A 25,750-nucleotide genomic window follows, 5' to 3' on the forward strand; every position below is an offset into this window, starting at 1 on the left:
GTGTCGGTACCTGAAGCAGGTGTTCCCGCGGTCAGCATTCGTGAAGTCGGGCCACGGGATGGGTTGCAGATCGAAGACCCGGTCTCGCTGGCGGAGAAACTTCGTCTTGTCGAAGCTCTGGCTGCGACAGGTGTTTCGCGCATCGAGGCGACGTCGTTCGTGTCAGCGCGTGCGGTGCCGGCACTGGCCGACGCGGAGTTGTTGGCCGCAGAGTTGCACCAGTGGCCAGGCATCGAGTTCTCGGCATTGGTCGCCGGAATCGGTGGAGCGAAACGGGCCGTTGCTGCAGGAATGAAAACCGTCGAATATGTGGTGTCGGCATCGAATAGCCACAGCGAGGCCAATACTCGGTCGACGACGGAGCAAGCGACCGAACGTATCGGAGAGGTCGTCCGGATCGTCCACGAGGCTGGTGGACGGGTGGAGGTCATCGTGGCCACAGCCTGGGACTGTCCGTTCGACGGTCCAACCGATCCGGACCGTGTTCTGCGGATTGCGGAGCAGGCCAAAGAGTTCGGCGCTGATCAGTTCTCGATCGCGGATACCATCGGCACTGCCACACCGGGACGCGTCGGACGGTTGATCGACGCTGTCGGCGAAAGAGTGGGTGACTTCGGCTTGGGTGTGCACTTCCACAACACGCGTGGCGCTGGTCTTGCCAGTGCGTTGGCGGCTGTGCAGCACGGAGTTCGAAGCCTAGATGCGTCCACCGGTGGCCTGGGCGGTTGCCCGTTTGCTCCCGGTGCCAGTGGCAATATCGCGACTGAGGAACTGGTCTACATGCTCGAAGACATGGGCATTGCGACAGGTATCGACCTGGATGCGAGCATTCGTGCCGCTGCCGTTGCAGAGGAGATAGTGGGCCATACGGTTCCCAGTAATCTTCTCCGCGCCGGCGATCGGAAGCGATAGGGACCTTTACTTTTCTCGGTTGGGTGATGCCAGCTGCAGTTTGACCAGCTGCTCGTGTGCCGCCGGCGGCCAACCGATGCGCTGTTTCTCCAGATGCCATGCACCGGCGGCACATGCGATCGCGAGGACGATCCAGATCGCGACGCTTCCGATCTGAGAGCCCAGGTCGCTCGATGAGGATACTTCGCCCGTGCTGTAGTCGTATTCCGTTGTCGTGGTGATTCCCTCGACTGCGAAGGTCCACAGAATCGGAAGGGCACACAGTGCGGCAAGGGCGCGTGCAACATGTGCTGGACGCAGTTCGAAGATCATTCATTTCTCCTGGTGATCGACGCGGTGAATCTCACTCTCCTCGAAAGCTATTCGGGATAGACGGCGCTGTCTGTAGTCGGATCGACGGACATGGACGAGGTGCCGAGTTCCCTCTGATCTCCCTGCCGTAACAGCTGCATTCCGTTGTGATCGAACTCGATTCGTCGAACGTCTTCAGTGTCGACCAGCATCGTGGCCATAGCGGTGCGCCGAGGTGGAAGGATCCGAATGGTCACTTTGCCTCGCGTGATCGCGGTGAGTTCCCGGACGATGCTCGCGTGGATTCGGTCGCGCACGGCGGGGTCAGCGCCATCCATTCCGTGGTCGTCGAGCAGGACTACCTCGACGCCGCGGTTTCGAGTGGCATGCACAGCATCGATGACATCTGTCTGTTGTAAGCCAGGCGCCCTCAGCGAATCTCGGAGTTGCGCCTCGAGGAGTTCGCATTCTTGCCGCTCGGCGGTTGTCAGCGGAATCCCGGAAGCGACCCGTTCGAGGAGTGGGCGCGCAAGTAGATCGAGCCTGTCGAGTTGCGCGTCGCGTTCCTCGAGAATCGCAGCGCTAGCGGATGCGGAGGCAATTCGTTGGGTGGACTGCTCCCGAAGTTCGTAGATAACCCTGGCTTGAGGACGGATGGTGTACGCGAAGAAGGTCGACATCAGAACAGGGCCCGCGTTGATGACCGTCAACGACACTCCGTACATGGCCCCCTGGCCGGTAGTGGAGGACCAGATGGCGGTCACCAACACCATGAGCCCAAGCCCGAGCCACGCGAGTGCTGTACGCCCACGAACGCACATGAAGGTGAAAACGGCCGTAGACATCCCGAACATCCACAATTGAGTCATGTCGTTGACGGGCACTGGAACCACTGACAACACAAGGCCACTCGTGACGGCGCCAGTCAGAGACACCAGAACGCTCTGCCCCAGCGGCATCGGGTCGCCTCGGCTCAGAACGAGTGTGAAAGCCGCAGTTGAGCACACGATAATTGCCAAGACCATCGGCCAGACTGCGCGGACGTCGGAGGAGGTGTACGCGACCGAGATCACGCAGGTGAGCGCGAAGCATGCAGCCATGAATCGAGCAGCACGGCTGTGCATACCGAGGAGATCGCGGACATCTCGTCCGTCCGGTCTGGTCATGCCATCACCGCTGCGGGCAAGCTCAGGGTCAGAGTCACCGAAGTGCCGCGGCCGGGTGACGATCGAATGGTTGCCGATCCGCCGTCGAGTTGGCGCATTCTGCCGCGGATGCTGACAGTGATTCCGAGGCGATGCGTCTCGACGGAGCTCGGATCGAAGCCGACGCCGTCGTCCGCGACGACTACTTCGAGGTGGGTGGTGGTTGCCGTGACCGTGACCGAACGCCGTGCACTGCTTCCGGCGTGCTTGACGCTGTTGCGCAGCGCCTCGGCCATCGCACCGGCCATCGCACGAATCGAGTCGGGCGCGTATCCGCTCGGATCGGACCCGACTGACAGGGCGGTCTCGAACGTGATGTTTTCGTCCACTTCCGAAGCGGCTGAACGCAACTGAGCGAGGATTCCGTCGAAGTCGAAACTCGTCTCGTGATCGGTTCCGGAGCGGAGTTCGTCAAGCCTCTCGACAGTCCTTCGTGCCTGAGCGATGACCGAGGGATCGGCATCGTTTCTCGAAGCAGCGAGCAGGGTGGACATCACGGTGTCGTGGATGAGTGCGTCGAATCTCTCGCGTTCGACGGACTTGGCCTCGGCCGCGGCGGCGCCTGCCGCAGCGGCATGAGTGGTGGCGATAGTTGCATCCAGCACTCGACCGGTACGCAAGGCCATGACGGCCGCTGCGACGAATACCGCGCAAAATGTCCAGGCGAAGGCGAGGTCGGGAACAAGCAGGTGCGTCGTGGGACTCGTCCGGATTATGTGATTGGTCAACTGTGCGAGTGTTGCCGCCACGAAAAGGTGCACGACGGCAGCGGCCGGTCGCCAAGCCGCAGCTGCCGCAAGGCTGGCGACGCCGGGGAAATTGGAAATCCACAAGGTGAAATCCGTGACGTGCTCACCATTCCAGGCCGGCCACCACAGGAGGATGACCACGACGTAGAGGAGCGCATTTGCACTCGCGGCTCGTTTCACCCACCGGGTGTCTGCGTGAAACGTCGATGCTCCCAATACCAGTCCACTACCGAAAGTTGCGACCACTGCCAGCGGGGTCCACCAAGACGCGGACATCGCAGTGGCTTCGGCAATGGCAGGGGCGAGCAATATCAGATAACAGACATAGCCTGCGCCGATGAAACGGCCGAAGAGCCTGAGAATTTCGTCCGAAGCAGTGGCTGTTTTGTCGAAAGCAACTTTGTCGATCAGAGTTCGTCGATCGTCACTATCTGATCTTGTATCGCTCGCACGAGTAGTTCGCATTTCGTCGGTGCGTTCCTTCCAACGTCGGCATACTTCTCGCGAATCCGGGACAGGTGGGTTCCCACCGTTCCCACGCTTATGTAGAGGTTTTGAGCGACGCGTGATTTCGAATCACTCAGTAGCCATTCCCTGAGAACCTCGACTTCGCGCTCCGAAAGGTGCGGTCCGACAGGGTCTTGTGTCATGCAGTTTTCCACAGTGACGGTCATGAGTTTCGTCTTTCTTTCGTCTAGCGGAATGACAGACTCCCCGACAGCGCCGTCTTCTTACCAGGTGAATGTAAGTCGAAGTTGGCCATTTTTCCCAGACATCAATTCCTCTGCCCATATTTCCAGGGGCAGCCTCAGCGAAATCAATCGTTACCGAACTTTTTCATTACTGAAGGTCATTGTTAGTCAAGGTCAGATTTCTACCGAGATTCCTGCGTTCCGGAATCGGTAACACCCCGTCCTCGACCGCGCGTTTGTACAGATCTGTCTTTGTGGGGGCCGGCCGTCCGGCAGCCGCATATTTCTGCCTGATGCGTTGGAGGTAATCGTTGACCGTCTGCGGCGCCAAACCGGTGAGTCGCGCAACGCGATCTGCCTTCTCTCCGGATGCGTAAAGTTCGAGGACCTCGAGTTGTCGAGGGCTCAGACCCACCTCGTCGAGACCTGGATCCCCGTCGATTGCGGCAGCCCACTCTGTCGTCACCACCTGCCTTCCCGACGCGGCGGCGCGTATTGCATCAATCACGACGGCAGTCGGTTCGGACTTGCGCACGACGCCCAGCACACCGGCACGGGCAGCCGAGCGAACGAGGAACGGGTTTTCCGCCCCGGTGAAGATCAATGTCTCGAGCCCCGCGGCCCGCAGTTCCTCGACGTTGCTCTTGGGCGATGAACCGTCGGCCAGTCGGAGGTCGAGAATTGCCAGATCCAAGCTGACGTGCTGAGCGAGCATCTCGGACACAGTGGTCGCGATGCACACCAACTCGATATCCGGCTCGTCCTTCAGCATCACGGACAAGCCGATAGCCACCGACTCGTGGTCTTCCACCAGTCCGACACGGCGGTGTGGAAATGCAGTTTGCTCTGGCATAGCGATTGTTTCCCTCCGCTCGATGCGAGGACGTTATCAGGCAGAGCTGACTGATCGGTATGTTACGTATCAAGATTTGAAGTCAGCCTGGACTGTTTTACGTTTCGGCTCTACAGTTGTTTTGTGACCGAGACCACTTCCGATGCGAAAGTAAGCCGTACGCAGGCCGAACGAACTGCCGCGATGCGTGGGCGCCTGCTCGACGCCGCCGTCGAATCGCTTGTCGAACTGGGCTACGCCCGGACCAGCACCCAGGAGATCGCCCGTCGCGCAGGCGTCTCGCGAGGTACGCAACTGCATCATTTTCCGACCAAGGAATCGCTGGTCGTTGCCGCCGTCGAGTATCTGGTCGACAAGCGACTGGAAGAAATCCTCACCGCTGAAGTGGATCGCGGCCGAGGTCTCGAGGTCCTGGCGGACGCGTTCTCCGGGCCGCTGTTCTACGCTGCGCTCGAATTGTGGGTCGCGGCGCGAACCGATCCTGTTCTGCATGCGGCGACGGTGCCCCTCGAACGCAAGGTCAGTGAGGCACTCGAGTTCGGTAGCGCCGAGTTGTTCGGCGATCGATTCGATTCCGAGTCGGTCGAACTCACCATCGAACTCGTCCGCGGTCTTGCAGTCTCAGCCCTTTTCCGTACACCCGAAGCCGACGACGCGCTCAGAGCGCGACTGTTGCCGGCCTGGCAATCCCGAGTGGAGAAGAAGTGAAGCTTCCCGAACATGTCGAAACGCTGATCGTCGGTGCCGGATTCGCCGGTATGGGCTTGGCAGCCAGAATGCTTCGCGACAATCGCGCGGCGGACGTCGTGTTGATCGAGCGCGGAGCTGACATCGGCGGCACTTGGCGCGACAACACCTACCCAGGGTGCGCCTGTGACGTGCCGACGGCGCTGTACTCGTATTCTTTTGCGCCGAGCGCCGATTGGAGTCATACCTTCGCTCGTCAGCCCGAGATCTACGACTATCTGAAGAAGGTGGCGGCAGACACCGGCATCGTGGATCGCGTAGTCCTGAACTGCGAACTCGAAGCTGCTGTGTGGGACGAGGATGCGGCGCTGTGGCGTGTTCGGACATCCCGAGGGGCATTGACGGCCAAGACGCTGGTCGCTGCGACCGGGGCGTTGTCGACTCCAAAGATTCCCGACTTTCCCGGTCTCGACCAGTTCTCCGGTACCACTTTCCATTCGGCGACGTGGAACCACGAACACGACCTGCGTGGTGAGCGCGTAGCAGTGATCGGAACGGGAGCGTCGGCAGTCCAGTTCGTTCCCGAAATTGCCGACCCTGCTGCCCATGTCACCGTGTTCCAGAGAACTCCGGCCTGGGTGATTCCGCGAATGGATCGCACCCTGCCTGCGGCGCAGAAGGCCGTCTATTCGCGGATTCCCGCTACGCAGAAAGTTGTTCGCGGAGCGGTTTACGGTTTTCGCGAGTTGCTCGGTGCCGCGATGTCACATGCGACGTGGGTCCTGCCGGCCTTCGAGGCGGCCGCGCGCCTCCATCTGCGCAGACAGGTGAAAGATCCGGAGTTGCGCCGGAAACTGACTCCCGATTTCACGATCGGTTGCAAGCGCATGCTTCTGTCCAACGACTGGTTGCGCACCCTCGACCGCGCGGACGTGAGCCTGGTCGACAGCGGGCTCGTCTCGGTCACCGAGGGCGGGGTGGTCGACGGGCACGGAGTCGAGCACAAGGTCGACACCATCATCTTCGCCACGGGGTTCACGCCGACGGAACCGCCTGTGGCGCATCTGATCACCGGAAAACGTGGCGAAACGCTGGCCGCGCATTGGAACGGTAGCCCCAATGCCTACAAGGGCACTGCGGTCAGCGGGTTCCCGAATCTGTTCCTCATGTACGGTCCGAACACCAACCTCGGACACAGTTCGATCGTGTACATGCTCGAGTCCCAGGCCGAGTACGTCAACGACGCGTTGAACACCATGAAACGTGAGCGACTGGACGCTCTTGATGTCAACGAGTCGGTACAGGTGCACTACAACAAGGGAATTCAGCACGAGTTGCAGCACACGGTGTGGAACAAGGGCGGATGCTCGAGTTGGTACATCGATCCGGAGGGGCGCAACTCGGTGCAGTGGCCGACGTTCACATTCAAATTCCGTTCGCTGCTGGAGCATTTCGATCGTGAGAACTACTCCGCTCGCAAGATCGAAAGCGTCCAGGCATGACCACGACGCACTACGACGTGGTGGTAATCGGATCGGGATTCGGTGGCAGTGTCGCCGCTCTTCGCCTGACGGAGAAGGGCTACCGTGTCGGGGTGCTCGAAGCCGGTCGACGGTTTGCCGACGACGAGTTGCCCGAAACCAGTTGGCGGATGCGAAAGTACCTGTGGGCGCCGTGGATCGGATGTTATGGGGTTCAGCGTATCCACCTTCTTCCGGACGTACTCGTGATGGCGGGAGCCGGCGTCGGGGGCGGATCGTTGAACTACGCCAACACGTTGTATCAGCCACCCAAGCGGTTCTTCGAAGACCGTCAGTGGGCGCACATCACGGACTGGCACGACGAACTGGCGCCGTACTACGACCAGGCCAAACGGATGTTGGGTGTTCGCACCAATCCGTCCTTCACTCCGGCCGATGCGGTGATGAAAGACGTAGCCGAAGAGATGGGCGTGGGGGAGACCTTCACGTCCACCCCCGTCGGTGTTTTCTTCGGGGAGGCAGGAGTTTCCGTGCCGGACCCGTTCTTCGGCGGAAAAGGGCCCGAACGCACCGGCTGCACCGAATGCGGGGGATGCATGACCGGGTGCCGAGTCGGGGCGAAGAACACGCTGGTCAAGAACTACCTCCATCTCGCCGAGCAAGCGGGCGCCAGGGTTCATCCGCTCACGACCGTCACCGAACTTCGGCCGAGCGCAAGCGGTGGTTATCACCTGCTCGCGAGGCGAACGGACGGCGTCCGCCGGCGAGAAGTTCTGTTCACCGCCGATCAGGTGGTGGTAGCCGCCGGAACGTACGGAACGGCGAGACTGCTGCTCGGTATGAAGGAATCCGGTGCCCTGCCTGACCTGTCGGACACTCTGGGCACCGTTGTACGTACCAATTCCGAAGCCGTACTGGCCGCAACGTCGAAGTCGCGTCGACGGAACTTCACGCAGGGCGTAGCGATCACATCGTCCTTTCACCCGGATGATCACACGCACATCGAGCCGGTGCGATACGGCAAGGGCAGCAATGCAATAGGACTTCTGCAGACCGTCCTGAGTGACGGCGGCGGGCGAACTCCCCGGGTGCTGAAGACTCTGGCGGTCGCGGCACGGCACCCAGGTGCGTTCTTCCGGTCCTTGTCGGTACGGAACTGGTCCGAGCGAACCGTCATCGCGCTGGTGATGCAGACCGACGACAACTCCCTCGAGCTTTCCAAGAACACCAAACGATTCGGGCGTTCCCTCACCAGTAGGCCGGGACCGGGTGATCCACCTCCCCAGTGGATTCCGCAGGGCCATACAGCTATTCGCAAGGTCGCCGAGAAGATCGACGGCGACCCGGGCGGTTCCATCGCCGAGATCGTGAATATCCCGATGACGGCGCACTTTCTGGGTGGCTGCGCAATCGGTGACAGCGCGGCGAGTGGCGTCGTGGATCCGTATCTCCGTGCTTACGGACATGCCGGCCTGCACGTCATGGACGGTTCGGTGGTGAGCGCGAATCTCGGCGTGAATCCTTCCCTGACCATCACTGCGCAGGCGGAACGAGCGTGCGCGATGTGGCCGAACAGAGGTGCCGCAGACGCCCGCCCGAAGACCGGCGAACCATACGTACGTATCGATCCGACGTTGCCGTCCAACCCGGTGGTGCCGACGCATGCACCAGGTGCTTTGCGGCTTCCCCTGACCGTTCGAGCTGAGAAGGTGTCCGATGTGGAGCGTGCCTGAATCGACAAGTGACCGCGTCGACTGGCCGGTGAGCGATCCGCCGCCGTGGCCCGCTTCCGTTCGCGCAACACTGTGGTGGCACCGCAGTACGCCGGCGGCGCGGGAACTCGGGCCAGACGGTCGAACGATTCCGGTGACGGTAGCAATGATGGTGGACTACCTCGATTCGCCGGTCGGCCCGTATCGCGAGATCCTCGCCAGTCCGGTCTTGCATGCGCCAGGGAAACGGATCGGGCCTATGCCGCGGATGGCGGTCCCTTTCATCGCGGTGGATTCGGAACCGTCGGTGCACGGCGGACGGTTCCACTGGCAACTACCCAAGGTCCTGGCCGAGTTCGACGGAGACGTGCAGCAGAAATTCATTGCAACCGGCGACGGATGGCGGGTGCGTTCGGACACGCGGATGCTCGGGCCGCGTCTGCCGATTGTCGGGGCGTTGGGATTTGCGCAGCCGGAATCCGGTGGAGGTCTGGCGATCGCGTCGGCCAGGCTGACGGGGTCGTTCCGATATGCGCGCGTGAGCGTCGAGGCAGAGGGGCCGACACTGCCGAACTGGTTGGCATCGGGCACTCATCACGGCGTCGTGATTCTGGGCGGAAAAATGACTACGGGAGCAGCCAAGCACCGATAGCAGGGGGTTGACCTGCGAAAGAACGAGCAAGGCCGCCCTCAGTGATTGGGCGGCCTTGCTCGTGTTGTGTAAAAAGTTAGGTGTCGACGTCCCACAGGCGCCTCTCGGCGGGTGGTCGCTCGCAGCGACAAAAGGGGTGGGGCCCGGGGCTTGTTCGGACGCCGACAGGGTGTTCAACGGTGGTCGCCCCGCATTTGTTCCCGTCCCGGGTATGTGACGCCGGTCTCGATTCAACTTAGGCAATCCTTTTCTTGACTAATTCCAGAAAAGCGGCATACTGGGAAACATGCGAGACGGAGAGCATGACTTCGACCCCCGAGCGCAACTTCGCGCCGTCGGGTTGAGGATCACTGCTCCGCGCCTCGCCGTGCTGGATGCGGTTACAGCCCAACCGCATTCAGACGCCGATTCTGTTGCAGCACTCGTGCGGCAGCAGCTCGGATCGGTATCCACACAGGCCGTTTACGACGTGCTCAAGGCATGCGTGAACGCAGGTTTGCTGCGACGCATCGAGCCGGCGGGTTCACCCGCACGGTTCGAGACGAGAACTGGTGACAACCACCATCACCTCGTCTGTCGCGGCTGCGGCAAGGTCGTCGACGTCGATTGTGTTGTCGGCCAAGCTCCCTGCCTCGAACCTTCCGATAATCACGGCTTCGAAATCGACGAAGCCGAGGTCGTGTTCTGGGGCCGTTGCGAAGATTGCCTGAAGAATTCTGCCGAATCCGACACCGCGTCGGACACGGTCTCGCAGAATCGAATTGATGCGTCCAGAACCTCCGAGCCAGCCCCTTCGCATGCAGCCCATGCGTTCGGCTCGGATGCAGCCCCGCTCCTCTGACGCCCAGCCCACAACGCTAGGAGGCTTCGCCATGACCAAGCCCACCACCAACAATTTCGGTATCGCGGTCGCAAGTGATGACGAATCGCTGACCGCGGGTATTCAGGGGCCGGTGCTCCTTCACGACCACTACCTGATCGAGAAGCTCGCGCAGTTCAACCGCGAGCGTGTCCCGGAGCGCATCGTCCACGCCAAGGGCGGCGGCGCTTTCGGTGAACTCGTCATCACACACGACGTCAGCAAGTACACGAAGGCCGCGTTCCTGCAGCCGGGTAAGAAGACCGAGTCGCTCGTCCGCTTCTCCACCGTCGCCGGTGAGCAGGGCAGCCCGGACACCTGGCGCGATCCGCGCGGTTTCGCGATGAAGTTCTACACCGAAGAGGGAAACTACGACCTCGTCGGCAACAACACCCCGGTGTTCTTCATCAAGGACGCCATCAAGTTCCCCGACTTCATCCGTTCGCAGAAGCGACTGCCAGGCTCCGGTCTTCGTGACCACGACATGCAGTGGGACTTCTGGACTCTGCGTCCCGAAACGGCTCACCAGGTGACCTGGTTGATGGGTGACCGCGGTATCCCGAAGACCTGGCGCAACATGGACGGCTTCGGATCGCACACCTATCAGTGGGTCAACGCTGCGGGCGAACGCTTCTGGGTGAAGTACCACTTCAAGACCGATCAGGGCATCGAGTTCCTGACGCAGGCAGAAGCAGACAGCCTCGCCGGTAGCGATCCCGACTACCACCGCGCGGATCTGTACAACGCCATCGAGGCCGGTAATTTCCCGAGCTGGACCCTCAAGGTTCAGATCATGCCGGTCGACGAGGCCGAAGGCTACCGCTTCAACCCGTTCGACCTCACCAAGGTCTGGTCCCAGAAGGACTACCCGCTGATCGAGGTCGGCAAGTGGACGCTGAACCGTAACCCGGAGAACTTCTTCGCGCAGATCGAGCAGGCATCCTTCGAGCCGTCGAACGTGGTGCCCGGCATCGGATTCAGCCCGGACAAGATGCTTCTGGGCCGCGTCTTCTCCTACGCCGACGCACATCGTTACCGCATAGGCACCAACTACGCCGACCTGCCGGTCAACGCCCCGAAGAACGAGGTGAACTCCTACTCCAAGGAGGGCGCCATGCGGTACAGCTTCAATTCCCCGTCGACGCCGGTGTACGCACCCAACTCGTACGGCGGACCTCACGCCGATCCGTCTGTTGCCGGTGACGAAGGCCTGTGGTCGTTCGACGGCAAGGCAGTGCGCGCCGGATACATCGAGCACGCCGAGGACGGCGACTTCACGCAGGCCGGAACGCTGGTCCGTGAAGTTCTCGACGACGCAGCTCGTGAGCGCCTGGTGGGCAACATCGTCGGCCACGCCCTTGCCGGCGTCAGCGAAGAAGTTCTACTGCGTGTCTTCGAGTACTGGAAGAACGTCGACGCAGATTTGGGCAAGCGCGTCGAAGAAGGTGTACGCGCAGGTCAGTGACCCGCTGACATGAGCATCGCCTAGGTTTACCGAATGCGGACCGCTGCAAGGGAAATCACTTCCCCGCAGCGGTCCGTTTTTGTCTGCCCAACTACAGCAGTGCGAACCAGTAGACGAAGCATGCCAGAAGGAACACAACCACTGACTCCATGACGACACCCCTGTTCGACGTGCACTTCTGCTGTCCGCACTCTCCATGATCCGCTTCTCGAGCGGAGAATGCTCGGGGCACAAGTTTCGCGAACGGAAGTGTTGGGCAGTCAATTCCCATGGCAACAGGTGCAGTTCTCTTCGACATCGACGGAACGCTCGTCGATTCCAACTATCTGCATGTAGAAGCGTGGTCACGAGCCTTCTTCGAGGTGGGTCGCCCGGTTGACGCCTGGCGGGTGCACCGCAGCATCGGTATGGACGGAGACCAACTACTGGAGACGTTGCTCGGCGAAGACATCGACGGGTGCGGGCCTCGGGCCAAGGAACTTCACACCAAGTACTACCGGCAGTCGGCTGACCGTCTCCGAGTACTGCCGGGAGCGCGAGAGTTGATCCGCCGAGTTCACTCGCTCGGACTGCACGTCGTGCTCGCTACCTCGGCGCCCGACGACGAACTGGAGTTGTTGCGCCAGACGCTCGACATCGACGAAATGATCTACGCCGCGACCTCTTCGGAATCCGTCGACGAGGCCAAGCCTGATCCGGACCTGATCGAAATCGCGCTCGCGAAGGCAGGTGTCGACGCGGGCGATGCGGTCATGGTCGGAGACGCCGTCTGGGACATGAAGGCGGCGACATCGGCAGGCGTTGTGGCTGTGGGAGTGCGCAGCGGCGGCATGTCGACCGACGAACTCGACGGCGCGGGTGCGGCGGGGGTGTACGACGACGCCCGCGACCTTCTCGACCACCTCGACGGCAGTGTGATTTCCGAACTCGTTTCAGGCCAAGATACCGGGAGTTGATCAGTGATGGCACGATTCGGCTATACCTTGATGACCGAACAGGCCGGCCCGAAAGAACTGGTCCGCCATGCAGTTCGGGCCGAAGAAGTCGGCTTCGACTTCGAAGTGATGAGTGATCATTACTCGCCGTGGCTGACCGAGCAGGGGCATGCGCCTTACGCCTGGTCGGTGCTGGGAGCAGTTGCCCATGCCACCGAGCGAGTCGGGTTGATGACGTATGTGACTTGTCCGACCGTCAGGTACCACCCTGCCGTGGTCGCGCAGAAAGCCGCGACGATCCAGATCCTCGCGGACGGGCGCTTCACACTGGGATTGGGAAGTGGCGAGAGCCTGAACGAGCATGTGGTCGGTGAGGGGTGGCCGTCCGTCGACACCCGGCACGACATGCTGCAGGAAGCAGTGAGCATTATTCGTGCACTGCTTGCCGGAGATCTGGTGAGCTGGAAGGGGGAGTACTTCGACGTTCAGTCCGCGCGGATCTGGGATCTCCCGGAGAACCCGGTTCCCCTGGCGCTGGCCATGTCCGGCGACAAGTCCGTCGAGCGTTTCGGTCCGATGGCCGATGATCTGATTGCCGTGCAACCGGATTCGGATCTGGTGCACCAGTGGAAGCACGTTCACGGCCGGGCGTACGGGTTGGCGCCAGCAGGCCGGACCATCGGTCAGATTCCGATCTCGTGGGATCCTGATCGCGACACGGCGATCGCTCGCGCTCATCAGCAGTTCCGGTGGTTCGGTGGAGGGTGGTCTGTGAACTCCGAACTACCCACACCGGCGAGTTTCGCAGGTGCGACTCAGTTCGTGCGCAAAGAGGATGTGGCGGAAAGTATTCCGTGTGGCCCTGATCTCGATGTCATCGTGGAGGCAGTCAAGGCGTACACGGATGCCGGGTTCACCGATGTGGCGTTGGTACAGATCGGTGGAGATACCCAAGACCGATTCTTCGACGAGGCAGCCAAGCCACTGCTCGAGGCTCTGCATGTCGAATTGGGTTGATCGAGAAAATCAATCGAGTTCCGCCGAGGGGGCTCGCGTCGAGTCGCGCGCTACCGCCGTGCAGCCGCGCCTGCTGTGCGACGAGGGCCAACCCCAAACCGCTTCCGGCGTCACCGGCTCCGGTACCACGAACAAATCGCTCGAACATCGCTTCGCGTTCCGACGGCGCGATCACGGTGCCGTTGTCGTCGACGAATACCGTCGCCGAACCGGTGGCAGCCCCTGATCGGACGGTGATCTCGACTTCGTCGGCATTGCCGTGCCGAACGGAGTTGGTGACGGCGTTGGTCAACACCAGACGGATGCCCGCGGGAAAGGCCTGAACCGAAAGTTCTTCCGGTGCTTTCAAACGAACGTCGACCTGAGGGTGCAAACGGCCGGCGTCAGCGACGGCGCGATCGGCAACCTCCACGAGATCGACGTCGGCACAATCCTCCGGATCGGCCACTTCACCCAGGGCGAGCGTCTCGAGATCGGTCAGGGTGCGCTCGATCTGGCGCTGCGCCTCCAACAACTCGCTGGACAGTTCGCGGCGTTGGCTTTCCGTGAGATCCAGTGTTGCGAGAACTTCGAGATCGGTACGCATCGACGTGAGAGGTGTGCGTAGTTCGTGGGCGGAGACGCGAGCGAAATCGCGTGCCGACTCCAACGCCTCTTCGGTGCGGCTTCTATCGGTTTCGATGCGACTGAGCATGCTGTGGATTGCCTCCGACAGTTCTTCGGCTTCGCGCGTTCCGCGCACCGACGGTGCCCGGCGCGAGAGTCCTTCGACGTCGAGGTTGTTGCCGATCGAACTGGTGGTCTCGGTCAATTGCTGTAGGGGCCGGACGGCTCGGCCTGTGAGGAACCAGCCTAGCCCGGCCGCGGCAAGGATGGCGACCACTGCCGCAGCGGCCACTTGGAACTGCTGTTCACGGATTGCCTGGGTCAGTGGATCTTCGGGGATGCTGACGGCCAATGCGGCGCCGCTGTCGCCGGGCACGAGAACATCCCGACTGCGAACATCGGTGGTAGCCAAGGCGCTGACGGTCGTGGCGTTGAATCCAGGGCTGATCACGAATGGTTCTGTTGTTGCAGTTGGTGTTTCGATGAACAGGGGGCTCGGCGCACTCGCTGCGACGCCCAGGGTGACGGAATCGAGAGTGCGTTCGAGTTGTTCGGATCCGTTGACGCGCAGGAAGACCGCGAACGCAATTCCGATCGCGGCAATCACGATTCCGGCGGCCAGGCCCGACGCGATGGCTACCCGGGTCTGAAGTGACAGCGGCCGCTTCATCGTTCGGCCCTCAGGACGAAGCCCACTCCGCGCACCGTGTGGATCACGCGGGGCGCCCCGTCGACTTCGAGTTTCTTGCGTAGGTAGGTGACGAAGACGTCGACGACATTGGTGTCGGCAGCGAAGTCGTAACCCCAGACGAGTCGCAGGAGTTGTGCGCGACTGAGTACGACACCGGCATGCTCGGCGAGTACCGACAACAGGTCGAATTCTCTTTTGGTGAGTTCGATTCGCCTACCGTCGATGTGTGCTCGATGGCCACGGAGATCGACCGTCAGCGGTCCCACCGTGATCGGATGGTCGACCGACGGAGTGGCTCGCGTCGTGCGTCGTAGCAATGCGCGCAGTCTGGCGACGAGCTCGGCCAATTCGAAGGGCTTGGTGAGGTAGTCGTCGGCGCCCGCCTCCAGCCCCGCGATGCGGTCACCCACGGAACTTCGGGCGCTGAGTACGCAGATCGGAACCTCGTTGCCGATCGCGCGCAGGGCGGTTACCACTCCGACGCCGTCGAGGCCGGGCATGTTGACGTCGAGAACGAGTGCGGCCGGGCATTGCTTGTTCACCGATGACAAGGCCGATCGTCCGTCGACGGCAGTTGCCGTGTCGAAGCCCGACAATCGGAGTCCACGTTCGAGCGAATTCAGAACCTTCGCGTCGTCGTCAACGATCAGGATGCGCTCGCGTGTACTCACTCCAGCCATGGTGCCATCGGATTGCGACCTGGGGCCTCGCTCGGAGCGAGGGCCGCCGCATTCTCATCAACTCCTAAGAAACCGACAACAGATCTGCAGTGTTGGCTTCATAACCTCGGGTTTCTCGGATGCGACCGCGCCGAGAATTCGAGAACGTTCGATCAAGGAGAACAACGATGACGCGATTGAAAGTGAACGGCAAGCGGGCCAGCCGGACCGGTGTGGTGGTGGCGTCGGTGGCGGTCCTCGGTATGGCCGTGGCGCCGGGAATCGCCTGGGCTTCCAACCCGATTTCCGACGGGTCGCCGGTGGCGGTGCGATCGATCGCGACCGCTCCGTCAGAGGCAGGTGTGGCACCGGAAGTAGCGTGTGGTGCCGCGACGCCGATTTCCGACGAGGAGCTGCAGAAGCTCATCGACGAGGGCAAGGTTGTGCGCGCCGAGGAGGCGGGCACAGCCGCAATCACGATCGAAGTCCCTGGCGACGCCGCGACATTCATTGCGCGTGAAGGGGTGCCGGCGTTGCCGACCGTCGAATGGGCTCCGGCGATCGAGGGTGTTCCGGCAGAGGTGCTCAACATGGCAGGCGTCGCTCCGCTGGAGGAAGGCGTTGCCCTGTCATGCGCGGTTGCTGCGGGCTGACGAGCGAAAAAAGCTCCGCATGAACCGCTTTGACCTGGAACGGTACGGCCGTACTCAACCGGGTCCGGAGGTTGGTCAACCCTGTCGGTAGCACTTGCTACGTTCGGGGCGGTCTCGGCGAGCATGCCGGGGCCGTCGCCGACGGCGTCATGTGTGTGGTGTCTTGCAGAGGGTCCGGTACGGCCTGATGCGGGGCGCGTTTCGAAAGGTGTTGTGTTTCATGGTCATGGGCCCCACCCACGCGATGTCCGGTGCTGCTGTGGGGTTGGTGGTTGCAGAGTTGTTGCCTCTCGATTGGGGAGGGCCCACATCCACCGCTGAAACCTTGACTTTTGCCGGTGTGTGCGCGGGAGCCGCCTTGCTTCCCGACCTCGATACCGGTCAGTCGACGGTTTCCCGATCATTCGGTCCGCTCAGCAAAGCGCTGGCCAAAGGTATCGACGCAATTTCGGTGACCTTCTACCGCATCACCAAAGGCAAGAAGGACGGCAAGCGTCGTGGTGGACATCGGACGCTCACGCACACCGCGCTGTTTGCCGCCGGTCTTGGGGCCGGGGTCTCGGCGCTGGTTGTTCAGTTCGGGAAGCCCGCCATCATCATCACGCTGTTCTTCTGCCTCGGGCTGGCGATCCGAGGATTGGCGGGTGAATTGGCCAAGGAGAAGGGGTGGCTCGCCGTCTCCGCCGTTGCGTTGGTGCTCTCGGCCCTCACCTGGCAGTGGTATCCGAGTGAGGCCGGATCCACCGGGCTAGGTGTTGCAGTGGCACTGGGCTGCGCCACACACTGTCTCGGCGATGCGATCACCAAGGAAGGGGTGCCGTTTCTCGCGCCCCTGATTCCGCTCGGCGGCAAGCGGTGGTGGGAACAACGGCTGCCGTCATTTCTGTCCATCCGCGCAGGTGGGAACCTCGAGAAGATTCTGATCGGGCCGGCGCTGACGGTCCTGACTGCCTGGTTGATCATCAGTGCTTTCGACGGCGCCCCGGAAGCGATCTACGCCGTCTTCGCTCCGATGGTGCAGTGAGCATCTAAATCTTTTATTACGGAACCACTGGCATCGTAATCATATTTGTTCTACGTTCGTCCCTGACATGAACCGAGTCGGCTGACGGAGTGAGCAGTGGTGCATCAAGCAGAGCGCAAGGCGGAGCACAGCTCGAGAGAAGACGGTGTGAGCCGGCGCGGATTTCTCGCAGCGAGTGTCGGCGCAGCTGCTCTCGCGGGTATTTCCTGGGCACCGGCGGGAGCTGTTCCCTGGGGCTCGGCATCGACCATCGCGCCACCGCCCGGATTTCCGTCGGACATTCCGTTGTCACAGCAGGCATACGCGAACTGGTCGCGAGAAATCATGCTCGAGAGTGTGTGGACGGCGACGGCGCGTCACAGCGACGACGTCGTCGCCCTCGCCAACTGGGCGTTCGACAACGGGTACACAGTGCGTGCGAAGGGAACGATGCACGGGTGGAGTCCGTTGACGGTGGTGCCCGGCGCGCCTTCGGATCGAGTTCTGCTGGTCGATACGATGGCGAACTTGAATTCGGTTGTGGTGCAGCACGGCACGCCCGCAACAGTCACGGCGGGCGCCGGCGCCAGTATCGAAGCGATTCTGACAGCGCTCGAGCGCGAGGGGCTCGGGTGGGCCAATTCTCCGGCGATCGGTGAGCTGTCCATCGCCGGGGCACTGGCGATCGGCGCTCACGGGGCAACGTATCCGGCGGTGGGGGAGACGATTACCCCTGGCCAGTCGTACGGGTCGCTGAGCAACCTGATCACCGAGATCACGGTGGTGGCGTGGGACGAAGGCAGCAATCGCTACGGGCTGAAGACTTTTCACCGATCAGATGACGAGATCACGGCTTTCCTGACTCACCTGGGCCGAACCTTCGTCACCTCCGTGACGCTGCAAGCCGGGGAGAATTATCGGCTGCGGTGCCAGAGTTTCACCGACATTCCGTGGCAAGAACTCTTTGCTGCTCCCGGTTCGCCAGGGCGTACCTACGAGAGTTTTGTCGAGAAATCCGGACGGGTGGAGGCGATCTGGTTCCCGTTCACGCAAACACCGTGGCTCAAGGTCTGGACGCCGACCCCGGTCAAACCACCGGAGTCCCGAGAGGTGAGCGGGCCGTACAACTACTTCTTCTCCGACGCGATTCCCGAAGAAGTCACCACCCCGTTGGGGATGGTGGCGCAGGGCCTTCAAGCTGCGACACCGCTGTTCGGCGCCTCTCAGTTCGGAGCTGTAGCAGCAGGATTGGCGCTGACCGACACCGACGATCTGTGGGGCTGGTCAAAAGATGTTCTGTTCTACCTGCGGCACACGACGTTGCGCGTAGTAGCGGGCGGCGGCGCGGTGATCACCAAGCGGTCAAACATCGGCCGAGTCGTCCACGAGATGACGAGTTGGTTGAACGAGCGAATGACGCACTACGCGTCGCTGGGGCAGTATCCCGTCAACATGCCGTTCGAAGTGCGTCTCTGTGGTGTCGATGACAGTGGCGAAGTCCTTGTCGACAGCGCCGGCGTGCCGGATCTGTCAGCGGTGCGGCCCCGGGCGGATCGTCAGGACTGGGATACGGCGATCTGGATGAACGTGGTCTCGATTCCCGGCACCGCGGGATTGCCCGCGTTCCTTCGCGAGATGGAACGGTGGATGGTCGCGAACTACTCCGGCGATTACGCGACTTTCCGTCCGGAGTGGTCCAAGGGATGGGCATTCACCGATCAAGCTGCGTACCAGGACGACGAATTCCTCACCAGCACAGTGCCTGCCACCTTCCGTGCCGGTGGCGACGGGAACTGGGACTTCGCTCTCGCCACTCTGGACGAACACGACCCGCACCGCGTCTTCAGCAATACGTTCATCGACCGCGTCTTGCCACCCAGCTGAATCTCCTACTGCGGTAGTGGTTTGCGCCAGCGCACGTCGGAGATGCGGATGCGCTGATTGTTGTCACCGTTCCAGTCGACGCTCAGTCCCTGGGCTCGGAGTGCGTCGGCTACCTGGCGCCCGACGGTCTGATCGGTGTGCGCGATCATCTGTGCCTTGGCGGTTTCGTCGCCGCCGAACGCGGCGGAGACCAGCGCGGGATCGAGATCGTGGGCCGGACGAAACGCACTGTAGGACAAGTAGAGATCGGACGGCTCGTCGCCGAGACGCTCCGCATCTTGCATGTGGAAGAACGTGTACGCCCACTGAGCAAAGGGATACCCGTTCTCGTCCGGTTCGGACGGCGTGCGTTCGTCGTCGATTTCGGTAGTGCCGCACTGCATGCAGCAGGTGAAGTTCATGCGGGCCACGATGCCGTTGCGCTCGAGTTCTGCGAAGGCGGCGGATACGCGCTCGAAGTCGCCGGGACCCGCCCACTGGGTCTGCTCCCCGAGCCTTCGGTCCCAGACCTCACGCACTACTGCGTCGATCTGTCTGCCGAGTTCATCGTTCTCGAAACCGCCCTCGACACAGTCTCGGGCGGCTTCGCAGATTTCATCGAACGTCGCGAACCCGGGGACTACCAATTCGCGTGCTTGCTCACGGACGGCCACGATGTCGGCCGCGCTGAGCACCGTTGCAGGCTGACGTGACCGTGCTGACCGTGACGGTGCTGACCGTGACGGTGCTGACCGTGACCAGGGCAATCGCATACCGGCACCGTACTGCACCGATCCGGCCGTCAGGCGTCGGCTGCTGCCTTTGTTTCCTCCTCGGTCGACGGGGCAGGCTTGTTCGGGATGAGCGCGGTGGCGATCAGGCCGACCACGACAAATCCGGCCGCAAGGTATCCGCCGAGTGTGATCCCGTGAGTCATTGCAGACTGTGCAGCGTCGGCGACGAAAGCGGTGCTCGGTGACCCGGCCAGCGAGTCGATGGCGGCGCCCGCGCTGTCGGTGACAGCACGCGTCAACTGATCAGCCTGAGCTTGGTCGACACCGGACTCGGTGAGGTCGTTGTTCAGCGTGGAATTGAGAGTGCTGAAGAAGACCGTGGTGAGGACAGCGATGCCCAGTGCGGATCCGAGTTGGCGGAACGCACTCTGAATGCCGGAGCCTTGACCGGCGCTCTGCTCGGGAATCTCCTCGAGCACGACGTTGGTCACCTGCGCAGTCGCAAAACCGACACCGATGCCGTAGAAGAAGAGCACTGCGGCGATAGTCCACCAGGGGCTGTCTGTCGCCGCGATGAATCCGAGACCGGCGAGACCGAGCGCTTCGAGGGCCAAACCGATACGGACCAAGCCCAACGGCGAGACCTTCGACGCCATTCCGAAGCTCGCACCACTGGCGACGAAGCTGCCGATGGCAATGGGAACCAGCGCGAGCCCTGCCTGGAGTGCGCTGTACCCGAGCGTGAACTGAAGCCAGAGAGGAAGCACCGCAACGATTCCGAACTCACCGAGTCCGATGATCAGCGTCGCGATGTTGCCGTTGCGGAACGACGAGATGGAGAACAGCCGTACGTCCATCAGCGCCCGCGACGGATCGTCGCTGCGGGTGAGCATGGTTTGACGGTAGGCGAACGCACCGAGCGACAGAACGGCGAGAACCAACGCCGCCAGAACCGGCGACGGTCCGCTGGACCATGACAGGCCGAACAGATCGAAGGGTTCCTTCGTCGTCAGCCACCCATACGTACGTCCCTCGACGAGGCCGAAGGCGAGCAGGCCCAGGCCGGCGATGGACAGTGCCGCTCCGGTGGCGTCGATGCGCCCAGCGGTGCGGGGTGAGGGCGCGATGAACAGCACCGCGCCGATCAGAATGAGCGCAGCAAGCGGAATATTGATGCCGAATGCCCAACGCCATGAGGCATGTTCGGCAAGCCAGCCGCCGAGTAGTGGGCCGAGGGCGGAGGCAGCACCGATGGTGGAACCCCAGACTGCGAAGGCCTGGCCGCGGGCTTTGCCGGTGAACATCGCGTTCAGAAGCGACAGTGAGGTGGGCAGGATCATGGCCGCGCCGGCGCCCTGCAGGAATCGCGCCAGGATGAGCAGGCCGCCGTTCGGTGCCAGTCCGGCCAGCAGGCTCGTTGCGCCGAACACGACGACACCGGCGATGAAGATGCGACGGGCGCCGACCAGGTCCGCAACTCTGCCGACCAATAGCAGGAGCGCCGCGAACACGATTGCGTAGGACTCTTGGATCCATTGAGCCTGAACGGAGTTGATCCCGAGATCTTCGATGATCGAGGGAACTATGACGTTGACGATAGTGGTGTCGACGACGATCAGTGCCACGCCGAGTGCGATGGCGATCAGGCCCAACCACTTGCGAGTGGTGGGTGAGATGTTCACGAATAAACCTCCATTGTGAAGTAACTTCACAGTGAAGGTATATTTGAGGCGGTAAGTTGTCAACGTGCGCGCTGGGCTCGACCGGCCGCCGTCTGGCACAGGAAAGGTGGGATCACGGGGTGGAAGCACCGCGCGACATCTCCGTGGAGCGGGAGCGGCTGATGGACGAATTCCGCGCGTACGGTGGGACGTTCACCGAATTCAGTCATCGATTCGCGTCGTGGCTCGGCCTGCATTCCACCGACGCGACTGCCTTGATGGAAATCACCGCTGCCGAGGAGAAGGGGGCGCCGCTCTCGCCCGCCCGCCTCGGAGAGCGGATCTCGCTGACGTCGGGCGCAACCACCGCGTTGCTCAACCGCCTGGAGAAGGCGGGACATATCGTCCGGACCCGTGAGAATGCAGACCGTCGCGTGGTCACGCTGCACAGCAGTGCGCATGTGCAGGACCTCGCGGACGAGTTCTTCGGCCCACTTGCCGTGCGACTCGACGCCATGATGGAGAAATACCCGCCCGAACTGCTCAGTCGATTCGAGGAATTTCTCGTCGACCTGCACTCGACGATGAACGAACACCTCGAGCAAGACAACCGCTGAACAAAAAAGCCGCCCGACTCCGGAGAGTCGGGCGGCTTTTTTGTGTCGGTGACGGCTACTTGCCGAGCTTGGCCTGCAGGTCGTCGAGAACCAGGCCTGCGCCTGTCGGGCCGAGGCCCAGGAACCAGGTCTCGTCACTCACCTCGGTGGCGCGGCCTTCCTTGACTGCGTCCATGCTTGCCCACAGCGGGCCGGCAACAACGGTGGTCTGACCGGTGTCTGCGGGATTTCCGTAGCTGGAGTAGAAGATTCGGTCACCCTCTGCCTCGGTGATCGTTTCCGGGCTGACCTCGACGGCCAACTCGTTGATGTCCTGGATCGCCGGGCGTGGCAGGCCGACATCCTTCAAGATGACGCCGATGAACGACAGGTTGCCGTACAGGCGCAGCTTCCCGGACATGAAGCGAACCAGCGAGATGGTCGGCGAACCGTCGATCGACTCACGGACCTGATCCGCGTGCGTCTGGTAGTCGTTGAGAACCTGCTCGGCCTTGGTCTCCTCGCCGAGTGCGTCACCGGCAAGGAGGAAGTTCTCCTTCCACGGGAAGCCGGGGCGGATGCTGAAGACCGTCGGCGCGATTGCCGCGAGCTGCGGGTAAAGCTTGTCCTGGCGCAACTTGCTGCCGAGGATCAGATCTGGCTGCAGTGCGGTGATCGCCTCGAGGTTGAGGTTGTTGGTCGTGCCGACATCGGGAACGCCGACCAATTTGTCAGCCAGGTACGACGGCTGACCGGCGGCACTTTCCGGGCTGGCGATGCCGACCGGGGTGATCCCGAGCGAGAGGACCTCGTCGAGTTCGCCGCTGTCGAGGACGACGACACGGGTCGGCTTGGCCTCGAGGGTGGTCTCGCCCAGAGCATGGGTGATGGTGCGTGGGAACTCGCCGGGCGCAGCATCGCTGCCGAGCTTCGCGGTTTCCGTGTCGGCGGTGCTGAACAGCTTGCCGCCGGTTGCGACATCGGTGTTGCCGTTTGCGTTGCCGCCGGCGTCGGAAGAACCGCAGGCCGTAGCGGCAAAAACAGTCGCCAGGGCAACCATGGCGACCCGGACCGACGTGCGGCTCCGGAGAGTGGTGCGTGAATGCATTAGGCTACCCTACCTTCCGGCTATCGGGCTTGGTCAGAGAGGTATCCGCACCGTTGATATCAGGTGAGCAGCGCGTCAGGTCTCGCTCAGCGGGACCGCTACGCAATTCGGACTACAGGGTGCGACCAACGTGTTAGCTTCGCGAAAGACCTGTACTGGTAAGCGAAGACGCGTGTAGTGAGGATTTCGATGACCCTGAACATTGCCGATCTGTTCGAGGCCGTTGCCGATGCGATCCCCGATCGGGTTCCCTTGATTCTGGAAGATTCGCGGTTGAGCTACGCCGAACTCGAACTGCGATCGAACCGACTCGCACATCATCTGCAGTCCGTCGGCGTCGAGCCGGGGCAGCACGTCGGTATTCACATGCGTAACTGCGTCGAGTACGTCGAAGCGCTCCTGGCTTGCTTGAAGATCAGAGCGGTGCCGATCAACGTCAACTTCCGCTATACCGATGCAGAACTCCTGTACATCTACACCAACTCTCAAATGGTGGCATTACTCGTCGAAGAGGAATTCGCGCCGACGGCATTGGCCGTGGTTCCGCAGTGTCCGGAGATCTCCCACGTGCTGATCGTCGGCGACGACTATGAGAACGCCCTTGCCGCGCAGACTGATGCTCGCGACTTCGGCCCGCGAAGCAACGACGACCATTTCATCATCTACACCGGCGGTACAACCGGAATGCCCAAGGGCGTGGTGTGGCGGCACGAGGACTTCTTCTTCGCCGCGCTGTCCGGAGCGAACCTCAGCGGGCCGCCGCGTCGGAGCCTCGAAGAGGTTGTGGATGCGGCCGTGGCGAACACCAATCCAACTGTGCTGCTACTCATCCCGCCGCTCATGCATGGAGCCGCGATCTATTCACTGCTCACGGCTTTCCTCATGGGAGCGCCCCGAGTACTGACCCGCAGCTTCGATCCGATGGAAGTGTTGCGACTGGTCGAGGCCGAGAAGATCACCGGAATCACGGTCGTCGGCGATGCGATTGCTCGGCCGATCGCCGACGCCATCGCCGCAAGCGAAGGCCGCTACGACCTTTCGACTCTCAAGCTGATCGGGTCGGGTGGCGCATTGTTCTCCCCGAACCTGAAGGCAGAACTGACAACCCGATTACCGGGACTGGTGATCAAGGATGCCTTCGGTGCTTCGGAATCCGGCAACGACGGCGTCGTCGAATTCGGTGAGGACGGTTCAAAGCGAATTCGATCCAACCCCAACATGATTCTTGTCGACGACGAATTTCGTCGCATCGAACCAGGCTCGGGCACAACCGGGTTCATCGCCAGGGCCGGCCATGTCCCCGTGGCCTACTTCGACGACCCCGCCAAGACTGCTGCAACTTTTCCTGTCGTCGACGGGGTGCGGCTGGCGGTACTCGGGGACATGGGCACGATGGAAGCCGACGGAACCATCGTGCTGCTCGGGCGCGGTTCGATGTGCATCAACTCCGGCGGCGAGAAGGTCTACCCCGAAGAAGTGGAGCAGGCGCTCAAAACTCACCCGGCAGTTTTCGACGCCTTGGTAGCGGGCGCGCCCGACGCACGATTCGGTGAGAAGGTTGCCGCTGTCGTGCAGGTTCGGCCGGGGTTCGAAGATGTTGCGACGGAATCATTGTCGGAGCACTGCCGCACCCATGTCGCCGGGTACAAGATCCCCCGGTCGATCGTGCTGGTACCCAGCATCCTCCGCTCACCCAGTGGGAAGGCCGACTACCGTTGGGCTCGCGAAACCGTAGCGGGAGTGTGAATCACCTTCCGATACTTCGGACGACGCACCACTCGTTTCCCTCTGGATCCAGCAGCACCTGAAAGGTACCGGCCGGGTCCTGCTGGACAGTACCGACCCGAGTTGCGCCGAGGCGCTCGGCGGCCTCGGTTGCAGCGACGACGTCATCCACGCTGACGTCGATGTGTAGACGATTCTTCGTCAGCTTGGATTCCGGTACGCGCTGGAACGCGAGGCGGGTCCATCCGGGTGGGTCGACAAACGCCCATGCGGTGTTTCGCTCCACTGGTTGTCCGCCGAGGACGCCGGCCCAGAATTTCGCCAGTGCAATAGGAGACGAGCAGTCGACGACCACCTCATCAACCTGCCCGATCACCGTTTCACAGCTCCGCTCAATTCGGCTGTCACAGCTGTGCTGAATTCGGCTGTCACAGCTGCGCTCAATTCGGCTGTCACAGCCACGGCTCGATCGGCTTCTTCACCCACATGATCTTCTCGTCCGGATGCTCACGCCGAGCTTCGGGACGGTCAGGGTTAGCGGCTGCCCACACAGCTTTCTCGTCGAGCAGTCCGGCCGCGATGGTCCAGGTCTCCCGCGTGCTCGGCGGATTGGCGCCGGCCGCACGTGCGAGTTTGCGCAGCCGATCGTCGGGCATCTCGAGCAACTCTGCGCTACTGATATCGCGATCCCAGGCGAACTTGGCCAGGCCGACGGCTTTCTCGCGTCGGCTACGGCTCGCCATGTCGTTGTGCGCAAAGTCTGGTTGGGATGCCACGGCTTCACCTTATCGTCAACGCAATCGAGGCCCTCCCGCGTGAGCGGAAGGGCCTCGATTGCTGTTCTTCACTGTCGGGGTGGCGGGATTTGAACCCACGACCTCTTCGTCCCGAACGAAGCGCGCTACCAAGCTGCGCCACACCCCGTGTCGAACCTCGGTTAG

Annotated in this window: 25 protein-coding genes, 1 tRNA gene and 1 pseudogene; 14 read left to right on the forward strand and 13 right to left on the reverse strand. The window is 62.1% G+C overall.

The genetic code is table 11. The annotated features are described in order from the left end of the window. Entirely contained in the window at window positions 1–912 is a 912-nt protein-coding gene (locus QMA15_RS21385) for a hydroxymethylglutaryl-CoA lyase (RefSeq protein ID WP_290286356.1), read from the forward strand. A gap of 6 nt (window positions 913–918) precedes the next feature. Here the strand turns inward: QMA15_RS21385 and QMA15_RS21390 are convergent, their stop codons facing one another. The 5 genes and pseudogenes from QMA15_RS21390 to QMA15_RS21410 all read right to left on the reverse strand — a co-directional run bounded on the left by QMA15_RS21390 (window position 919) and on the right by QMA15_RS21410 (window position 4,702). Then, window positions 919–1,224 carry a hypothetical protein gene (locus tag QMA15_RS21390; RefSeq protein ID WP_042950471.1) on the reverse strand — a complete coding sequence of 102 codons (306 nt, stop codon included), beginning with the start codon at window positions 1,222–1,224 and terminating at the stop codon, window positions 919–921. A gap of 47 nt (window positions 1,225–1,271) precedes the next feature. Next, window positions 1,272–2,369, reverse strand: a complete 1,098-nt coding sequence (locus QMA15_RS21395) for a hypothetical protein (protein WP_042950473.1) — start codon at window positions 2,367–2,369, stop codon at window positions 1,272–1,274. After that, window positions 2,366–3,622, reverse strand: coding sequence for an ATP-binding protein (locus tag QMA15_RS21400; RefSeq protein WP_020968239.1), 1,257 nt, complete (start codon window positions 3,620–3,622; stop codon window positions 2,366–2,368). The genes QMA15_RS21395 and QMA15_RS21400 overlap by 4 nt, the downstream gene beginning before the upstream one ends. Beyond that, a pseudogene (locus QMA15_RS21405) lies at window positions 3,565–3,786 on the reverse strand (helix-turn-helix transcriptional regulator); the annotation flags it as partial. The pseudogene QMA15_RS21405 and the gene QMA15_RS21400, both read right to left, overlap by 58 nt. A gap of 211 nt (window positions 3,787–3,997) precedes the next feature. Then, window positions 3,998–4,702 (reverse strand): response regulator transcription factor, encoded by a 705-nt coding sequence (locus tag QMA15_RS21410; RefSeq protein WP_047888091.1) that lies wholly within the window; start codon window positions 4,700–4,702, stop codon window positions 3,998–4,000. Between the two features lie 183 nt (window positions 4,703–4,885). Between QMA15_RS21410 and QMA15_RS21415 the strand changes: the two genes are divergently transcribed. The 8 genes from QMA15_RS21415 (at window position 4,886) to QMA15_RS21450 (ending at window position 13,510) form a co-directional block, all read left to right on the forward strand. Then, entirely contained in the window at window positions 4,886–5,410 is a 525-nt protein-coding gene (locus QMA15_RS21415; RefSeq protein WP_020968240.1) for a TetR/AcrR family transcriptional regulator, read from the forward strand. Then, window positions 5,407–6,891, forward strand: a complete 1,485-nt coding sequence (locus tag QMA15_RS21420; protein WP_020905936.1) for an NAD(P)/FAD-dependent oxidoreductase — start codon at window positions 5,407–5,409, stop codon at window positions 6,889–6,891. The genes QMA15_RS21415 and QMA15_RS21420 overlap by 4 nt, the downstream gene beginning before the upstream one ends. Further along, the gene (locus QMA15_RS21425) at window positions 6,888–8,603 is read left to right on the forward strand and encodes a GMC family oxidoreductase (RefSeq protein WP_084325669.1); all 1,716 of its coding nucleotides are present in this window, start codon (window positions 6,888–6,890) and stop codon (window positions 8,601–8,603) included. The genes QMA15_RS21420 and QMA15_RS21425 overlap by 4 nt, the downstream gene beginning before the upstream one ends. Further along, window positions 8,587–9,234, forward strand: a complete 648-nt coding sequence (locus QMA15_RS21430) for a hypothetical protein (RefSeq protein ID WP_020968243.1) — start codon at window positions 8,587–8,589, stop codon at window positions 9,232–9,234. The genes QMA15_RS21425 and QMA15_RS21430 overlap by 17 nt, the downstream gene beginning before the upstream one ends. Window positions 9,235–9,520: 286 nt before the next feature. Beyond that, window positions 9,521–10,075 (forward strand): Fur family transcriptional regulator, encoded by a 555-nt coding sequence (locus tag QMA15_RS21435; protein ID WP_019746588.1) that lies wholly within the window; start codon window positions 9,521–9,523, stop codon window positions 10,073–10,075. 31 nt (window positions 10,076–10,106) lie between these two features. Next, window positions 10,107–11,558: a catalase gene (locus tag QMA15_RS21440; RefSeq protein ID WP_020905949.1), complete on the forward strand. Its 1,452-nt coding sequence runs from the start codon at window positions 10,107–10,109 to the stop codon at window positions 11,556–11,558. Window positions 11,559–11,827: 269 nt separating this feature from the next. Continuing rightward, on the forward strand, window positions 11,828–12,514 hold the full coding sequence (locus QMA15_RS21445) for an HAD family hydrolase (protein WP_042950480.1): 687 nt from the start codon (window positions 11,828–11,830) through the stop codon (window positions 12,512–12,514). Window positions 12,515–12,520: 6 nt separating this feature from the next. After that, window positions 12,521–13,510: an LLM class F420-dependent oxidoreductase gene (locus QMA15_RS21450; protein ID WP_020723628.1), complete on the forward strand. Its 990-nt coding sequence runs from the start codon at window positions 12,521–12,523 to the stop codon at window positions 13,508–13,510. Here the strand turns inward: QMA15_RS21450 and QMA15_RS21455 are convergent. Together QMA15_RS21455 and QMA15_RS21460 are read right to left on the reverse strand one after the other, a co-directional pair. Beyond that, window positions 13,407–14,786, reverse strand: a complete 1,380-nt coding sequence (locus QMA15_RS21455; protein ID WP_070796476.1) for a HAMP domain-containing sensor histidine kinase — start codon at window positions 14,784–14,786, stop codon at window positions 13,407–13,409. The genes QMA15_RS21450 and QMA15_RS21455 overlap by 104 nt on opposite strands. Then, entirely contained in the window at window positions 14,783–15,487 is a 705-nt protein-coding gene (locus tag QMA15_RS21460) for a response regulator transcription factor (protein ID WP_003943475.1), read from the reverse strand. The genes QMA15_RS21455 and QMA15_RS21460 overlap by 4 nt, the downstream gene beginning before the upstream one ends. A 167-nt stretch (window positions 15,488–15,654) precedes the next feature. Here QMA15_RS21460 and QMA15_RS21465 point away from each other — a divergent pair, with 167 nt between their 5' ends. The 3 genes from QMA15_RS21465 (at window position 15,655) to QMA15_RS21475 (ending at window position 19,006) form a co-directional block, all read left to right on the forward strand. Then, window positions 15,655–16,119, forward strand: a complete 465-nt coding sequence (locus tag QMA15_RS21465; protein WP_019746594.1) for a hypothetical protein — start codon at window positions 15,655–15,657, stop codon at window positions 16,117–16,119. Window positions 16,120–16,339: 220 nt separating this feature from the next. Further along, complete coding sequence (locus QMA15_RS21470) at window positions 16,340–17,143, forward strand: metal-dependent hydrolase (protein ID WP_007732353.1); 804 nt, start codon at window positions 16,340–16,342, stop codon at window positions 17,141–17,143. A 96-nt stretch (window positions 17,144–17,239) separates the two neighbouring features. Beyond that, the gene (locus QMA15_RS21475; protein ID WP_113683530.1) at window positions 17,240–19,006 is read left to right on the forward strand and encodes a cholesterol oxidase substrate-binding domain-containing protein; all 1,767 of its coding nucleotides are present in this window, start codon (window positions 17,240–17,242) and stop codon (window positions 19,004–19,006) included. 5 nt (window positions 19,007–19,011) lie between these two features. Here QMA15_RS21475 and QMA15_RS21480 read toward each other — a convergent pair whose 3' ends face one another. Further along, window positions 19,012–19,680 carry a hypothetical protein gene (locus tag QMA15_RS21480; protein WP_046377835.1) on the reverse strand — a complete coding sequence of 223 codons (669 nt, stop codon included), beginning with the start codon at window positions 19,678–19,680 and terminating at the stop codon, window positions 19,012–19,014. A gap of 107 nt (window positions 19,681–19,787) precedes the next feature. Further along, window positions 19,788–21,401: a DHA2 family efflux MFS transporter permease subunit gene (locus tag QMA15_RS21485; protein WP_279162992.1), complete on the reverse strand. Its 1,614-nt coding sequence runs from the start codon at window positions 21,399–21,401 to the stop codon at window positions 19,788–19,790. 119 nt (window positions 21,402–21,520) lie between these two features. On the opposite strand from QMA15_RS21485, the gene QMA15_RS21490 reads away from it, so the two are divergent. Beyond that, window positions 21,521–21,997: a helix-turn-helix domain-containing protein gene (locus QMA15_RS21490; RefSeq protein WP_020905958.1), complete on the forward strand. Its 477-nt coding sequence runs from the start codon at window positions 21,521–21,523 to the stop codon at window positions 21,995–21,997. Window positions 21,998–22,052: 55 nt separating this feature from the next. Here the strand turns inward: QMA15_RS21490 and QMA15_RS21495 are convergent, their stop codons facing one another. Continuing rightward, the gene (locus QMA15_RS21495) at window positions 22,053–23,084 is read right to left on the reverse strand and encodes an iron-siderophore ABC transporter substrate-binding protein (RefSeq protein ID WP_020968250.1); all 1,032 of its coding nucleotides are present in this window, start codon (window positions 23,082–23,084) and stop codon (window positions 22,053–22,055) included. Window positions 23,085–23,273: 189 nt separating this feature from the next. Between QMA15_RS21495 and QMA15_RS21500 the strand changes: the two genes are divergently transcribed. Further along, window positions 23,274–24,830: an acyl-CoA synthetase gene (locus QMA15_RS21500; RefSeq protein ID WP_060939228.1), complete on the forward strand. Its 1,557-nt coding sequence runs from the start codon at window positions 23,274–23,276 to the stop codon at window positions 24,828–24,830. A 1-nt stretch (window position 24,831) separates the two neighbouring features. Here the strand turns inward: QMA15_RS21500 and QMA15_RS21505 are convergent, their stop codons facing one another. The 3 genes from QMA15_RS21505 to QMA15_RS21515 all read right to left on the reverse strand — a co-directional run bounded on the left by QMA15_RS21505 (window position 24,832) and on the right by QMA15_RS21515 (window position 25,733). Further along, window positions 24,832–25,185, reverse strand: coding sequence for a VOC family protein (locus QMA15_RS21505; RefSeq protein ID WP_084325664.1), 354 nt, complete (start codon window positions 25,183–25,185; stop codon window positions 24,832–24,834). Window positions 25,186–25,261: 76 nt separating this feature from the next. Further along, the gene (locus tag QMA15_RS21510) at window positions 25,262–25,585 is read right to left on the reverse strand and encodes a hypothetical protein (protein WP_019746603.1); all 324 of its coding nucleotides are present in this window, start codon (window positions 25,583–25,585) and stop codon (window positions 25,262–25,264) included. A gap of 74 nt (window positions 25,586–25,659) precedes the next feature. Beyond that, a tRNA-Pro gene (locus QMA15_RS21515) sits at window positions 25,660–25,733 on the reverse strand. Window positions 25,734–25,750: the final 17 nt, after the last annotated feature.

This window comes from Rhodococcus sp. APC 3903, assembly GCF_030407755.1.
In the GTDB taxonomy this organism is placed as follows: Bacteria; Actinomycetota; Actinomycetes; order Mycobacteriales; family Mycobacteriaceae; genus Rhodococcus_F; species Rhodococcus_F erythropolis.

Excerpts from the sequence above, each read along its gene's own strand:
- QMA15_RS21500 (WP_060939228.1), top strand. The coding sequence starts at position 23,274 with ATGACCCTGAACATTGCCGATCTGTTCGAGGCCGTTGCCGATGCGATC.
- QMA15_RS21390 (WP_042950471.1), bottom strand. The coding sequence starts at position 1,224 with ATGATCTTCGAACTGCGTCCAGCACATGTTGCACGCGCCCTTGCCGCA.
- QMA15_RS21470 (WP_007732353.1), top strand. The coding sequence starts at position 16,340 with ATGGTCATGGGCCCCACCCACGCGATGTCCGGTGCTGCTGTGGGGTTG.
- QMA15_RS21410 (WP_047888091.1), bottom strand. The coding sequence starts at position 4,702 with ATGCCAGAGCAAACTGCATTTCCACACCGCCGTGTCGGACTGGTGGAA.
- QMA15_RS21430 (WP_020968243.1), top strand. The coding sequence starts at position 8,587 with ATGTGGAGCGTGCCTGAATCGACAAGTGACCGCGTCGACTGGCCGGTG.
- QMA15_RS21395 (WP_042950473.1), bottom strand. The coding sequence starts at position 2,369 with ATGACCAGACCGGACGGACGAGATGTCCGCGATCTCCTCGGTATGCAC.
- QMA15_RS21495 (WP_020968250.1), bottom strand. The coding sequence starts at position 23,084 with ATGCATTCACGCACCACTCTCCGGAGCCGCACGTCGGTCCGGGTCGCC.
- QMA15_RS21415 (WP_020968240.1), top strand. The coding sequence starts at position 4,886 with ATGCGTGGGCGCCTGCTCGACGCCGCCGTCGAATCGCTTGTCGAACTG.
- QMA15_RS21465 (WP_019746594.1), top strand. The coding sequence starts at position 15,655 with ATGACGCGATTGAAAGTGAACGGCAAGCGGGCCAGCCGGACCGGTGTG.
- QMA15_RS21440 (WP_020905949.1), top strand. The coding sequence starts at position 10,107 with ATGACCAAGCCCACCACCAACAATTTCGGTATCGCGGTCGCAAGTGAT.
- QMA15_RS21450 (WP_020723628.1), top strand. The coding sequence starts at position 12,521 with ATGGCACGATTCGGCTATACCTTGATGACCGAACAGGCCGGCCCGAAA.
- QMA15_RS21435 (WP_019746588.1), top strand. The coding sequence starts at position 9,521 with ATGCGAGACGGAGAGCATGACTTCGACCCCCGAGCGCAACTTCGCGCC.
- QMA15_RS21425 (WP_084325669.1), top strand. The coding sequence starts at position 6,888 with ATGACCACGACGCACTACGACGTGGTGGTAATCGGATCGGGATTCGGT.
- QMA15_RS21445 (WP_042950480.1), top strand. The coding sequence starts at position 11,828 with ATGGCAACAGGTGCAGTTCTCTTCGACATCGACGGAACGCTCGTCGAT.
- QMA15_RS21455 (WP_070796476.1), bottom strand. The coding sequence starts at position 14,786 with ATGAAGCGGCCGCTGTCACTTCAGACCCGGGTAGCCATCGCGTCGGGC.
- QMA15_RS21460 (WP_003943475.1), bottom strand. The coding sequence starts at position 15,487 with ATGGCTGGAGTGAGTACACGCGAGCGCATCCTGATCGTTGACGACGAC.
- QMA15_RS21400 (WP_020968239.1), bottom strand. The coding sequence starts at position 3,622 with ATGCGAACTACTCGTGCGAGCGATACAAGATCAGATAGTGACGATCGA.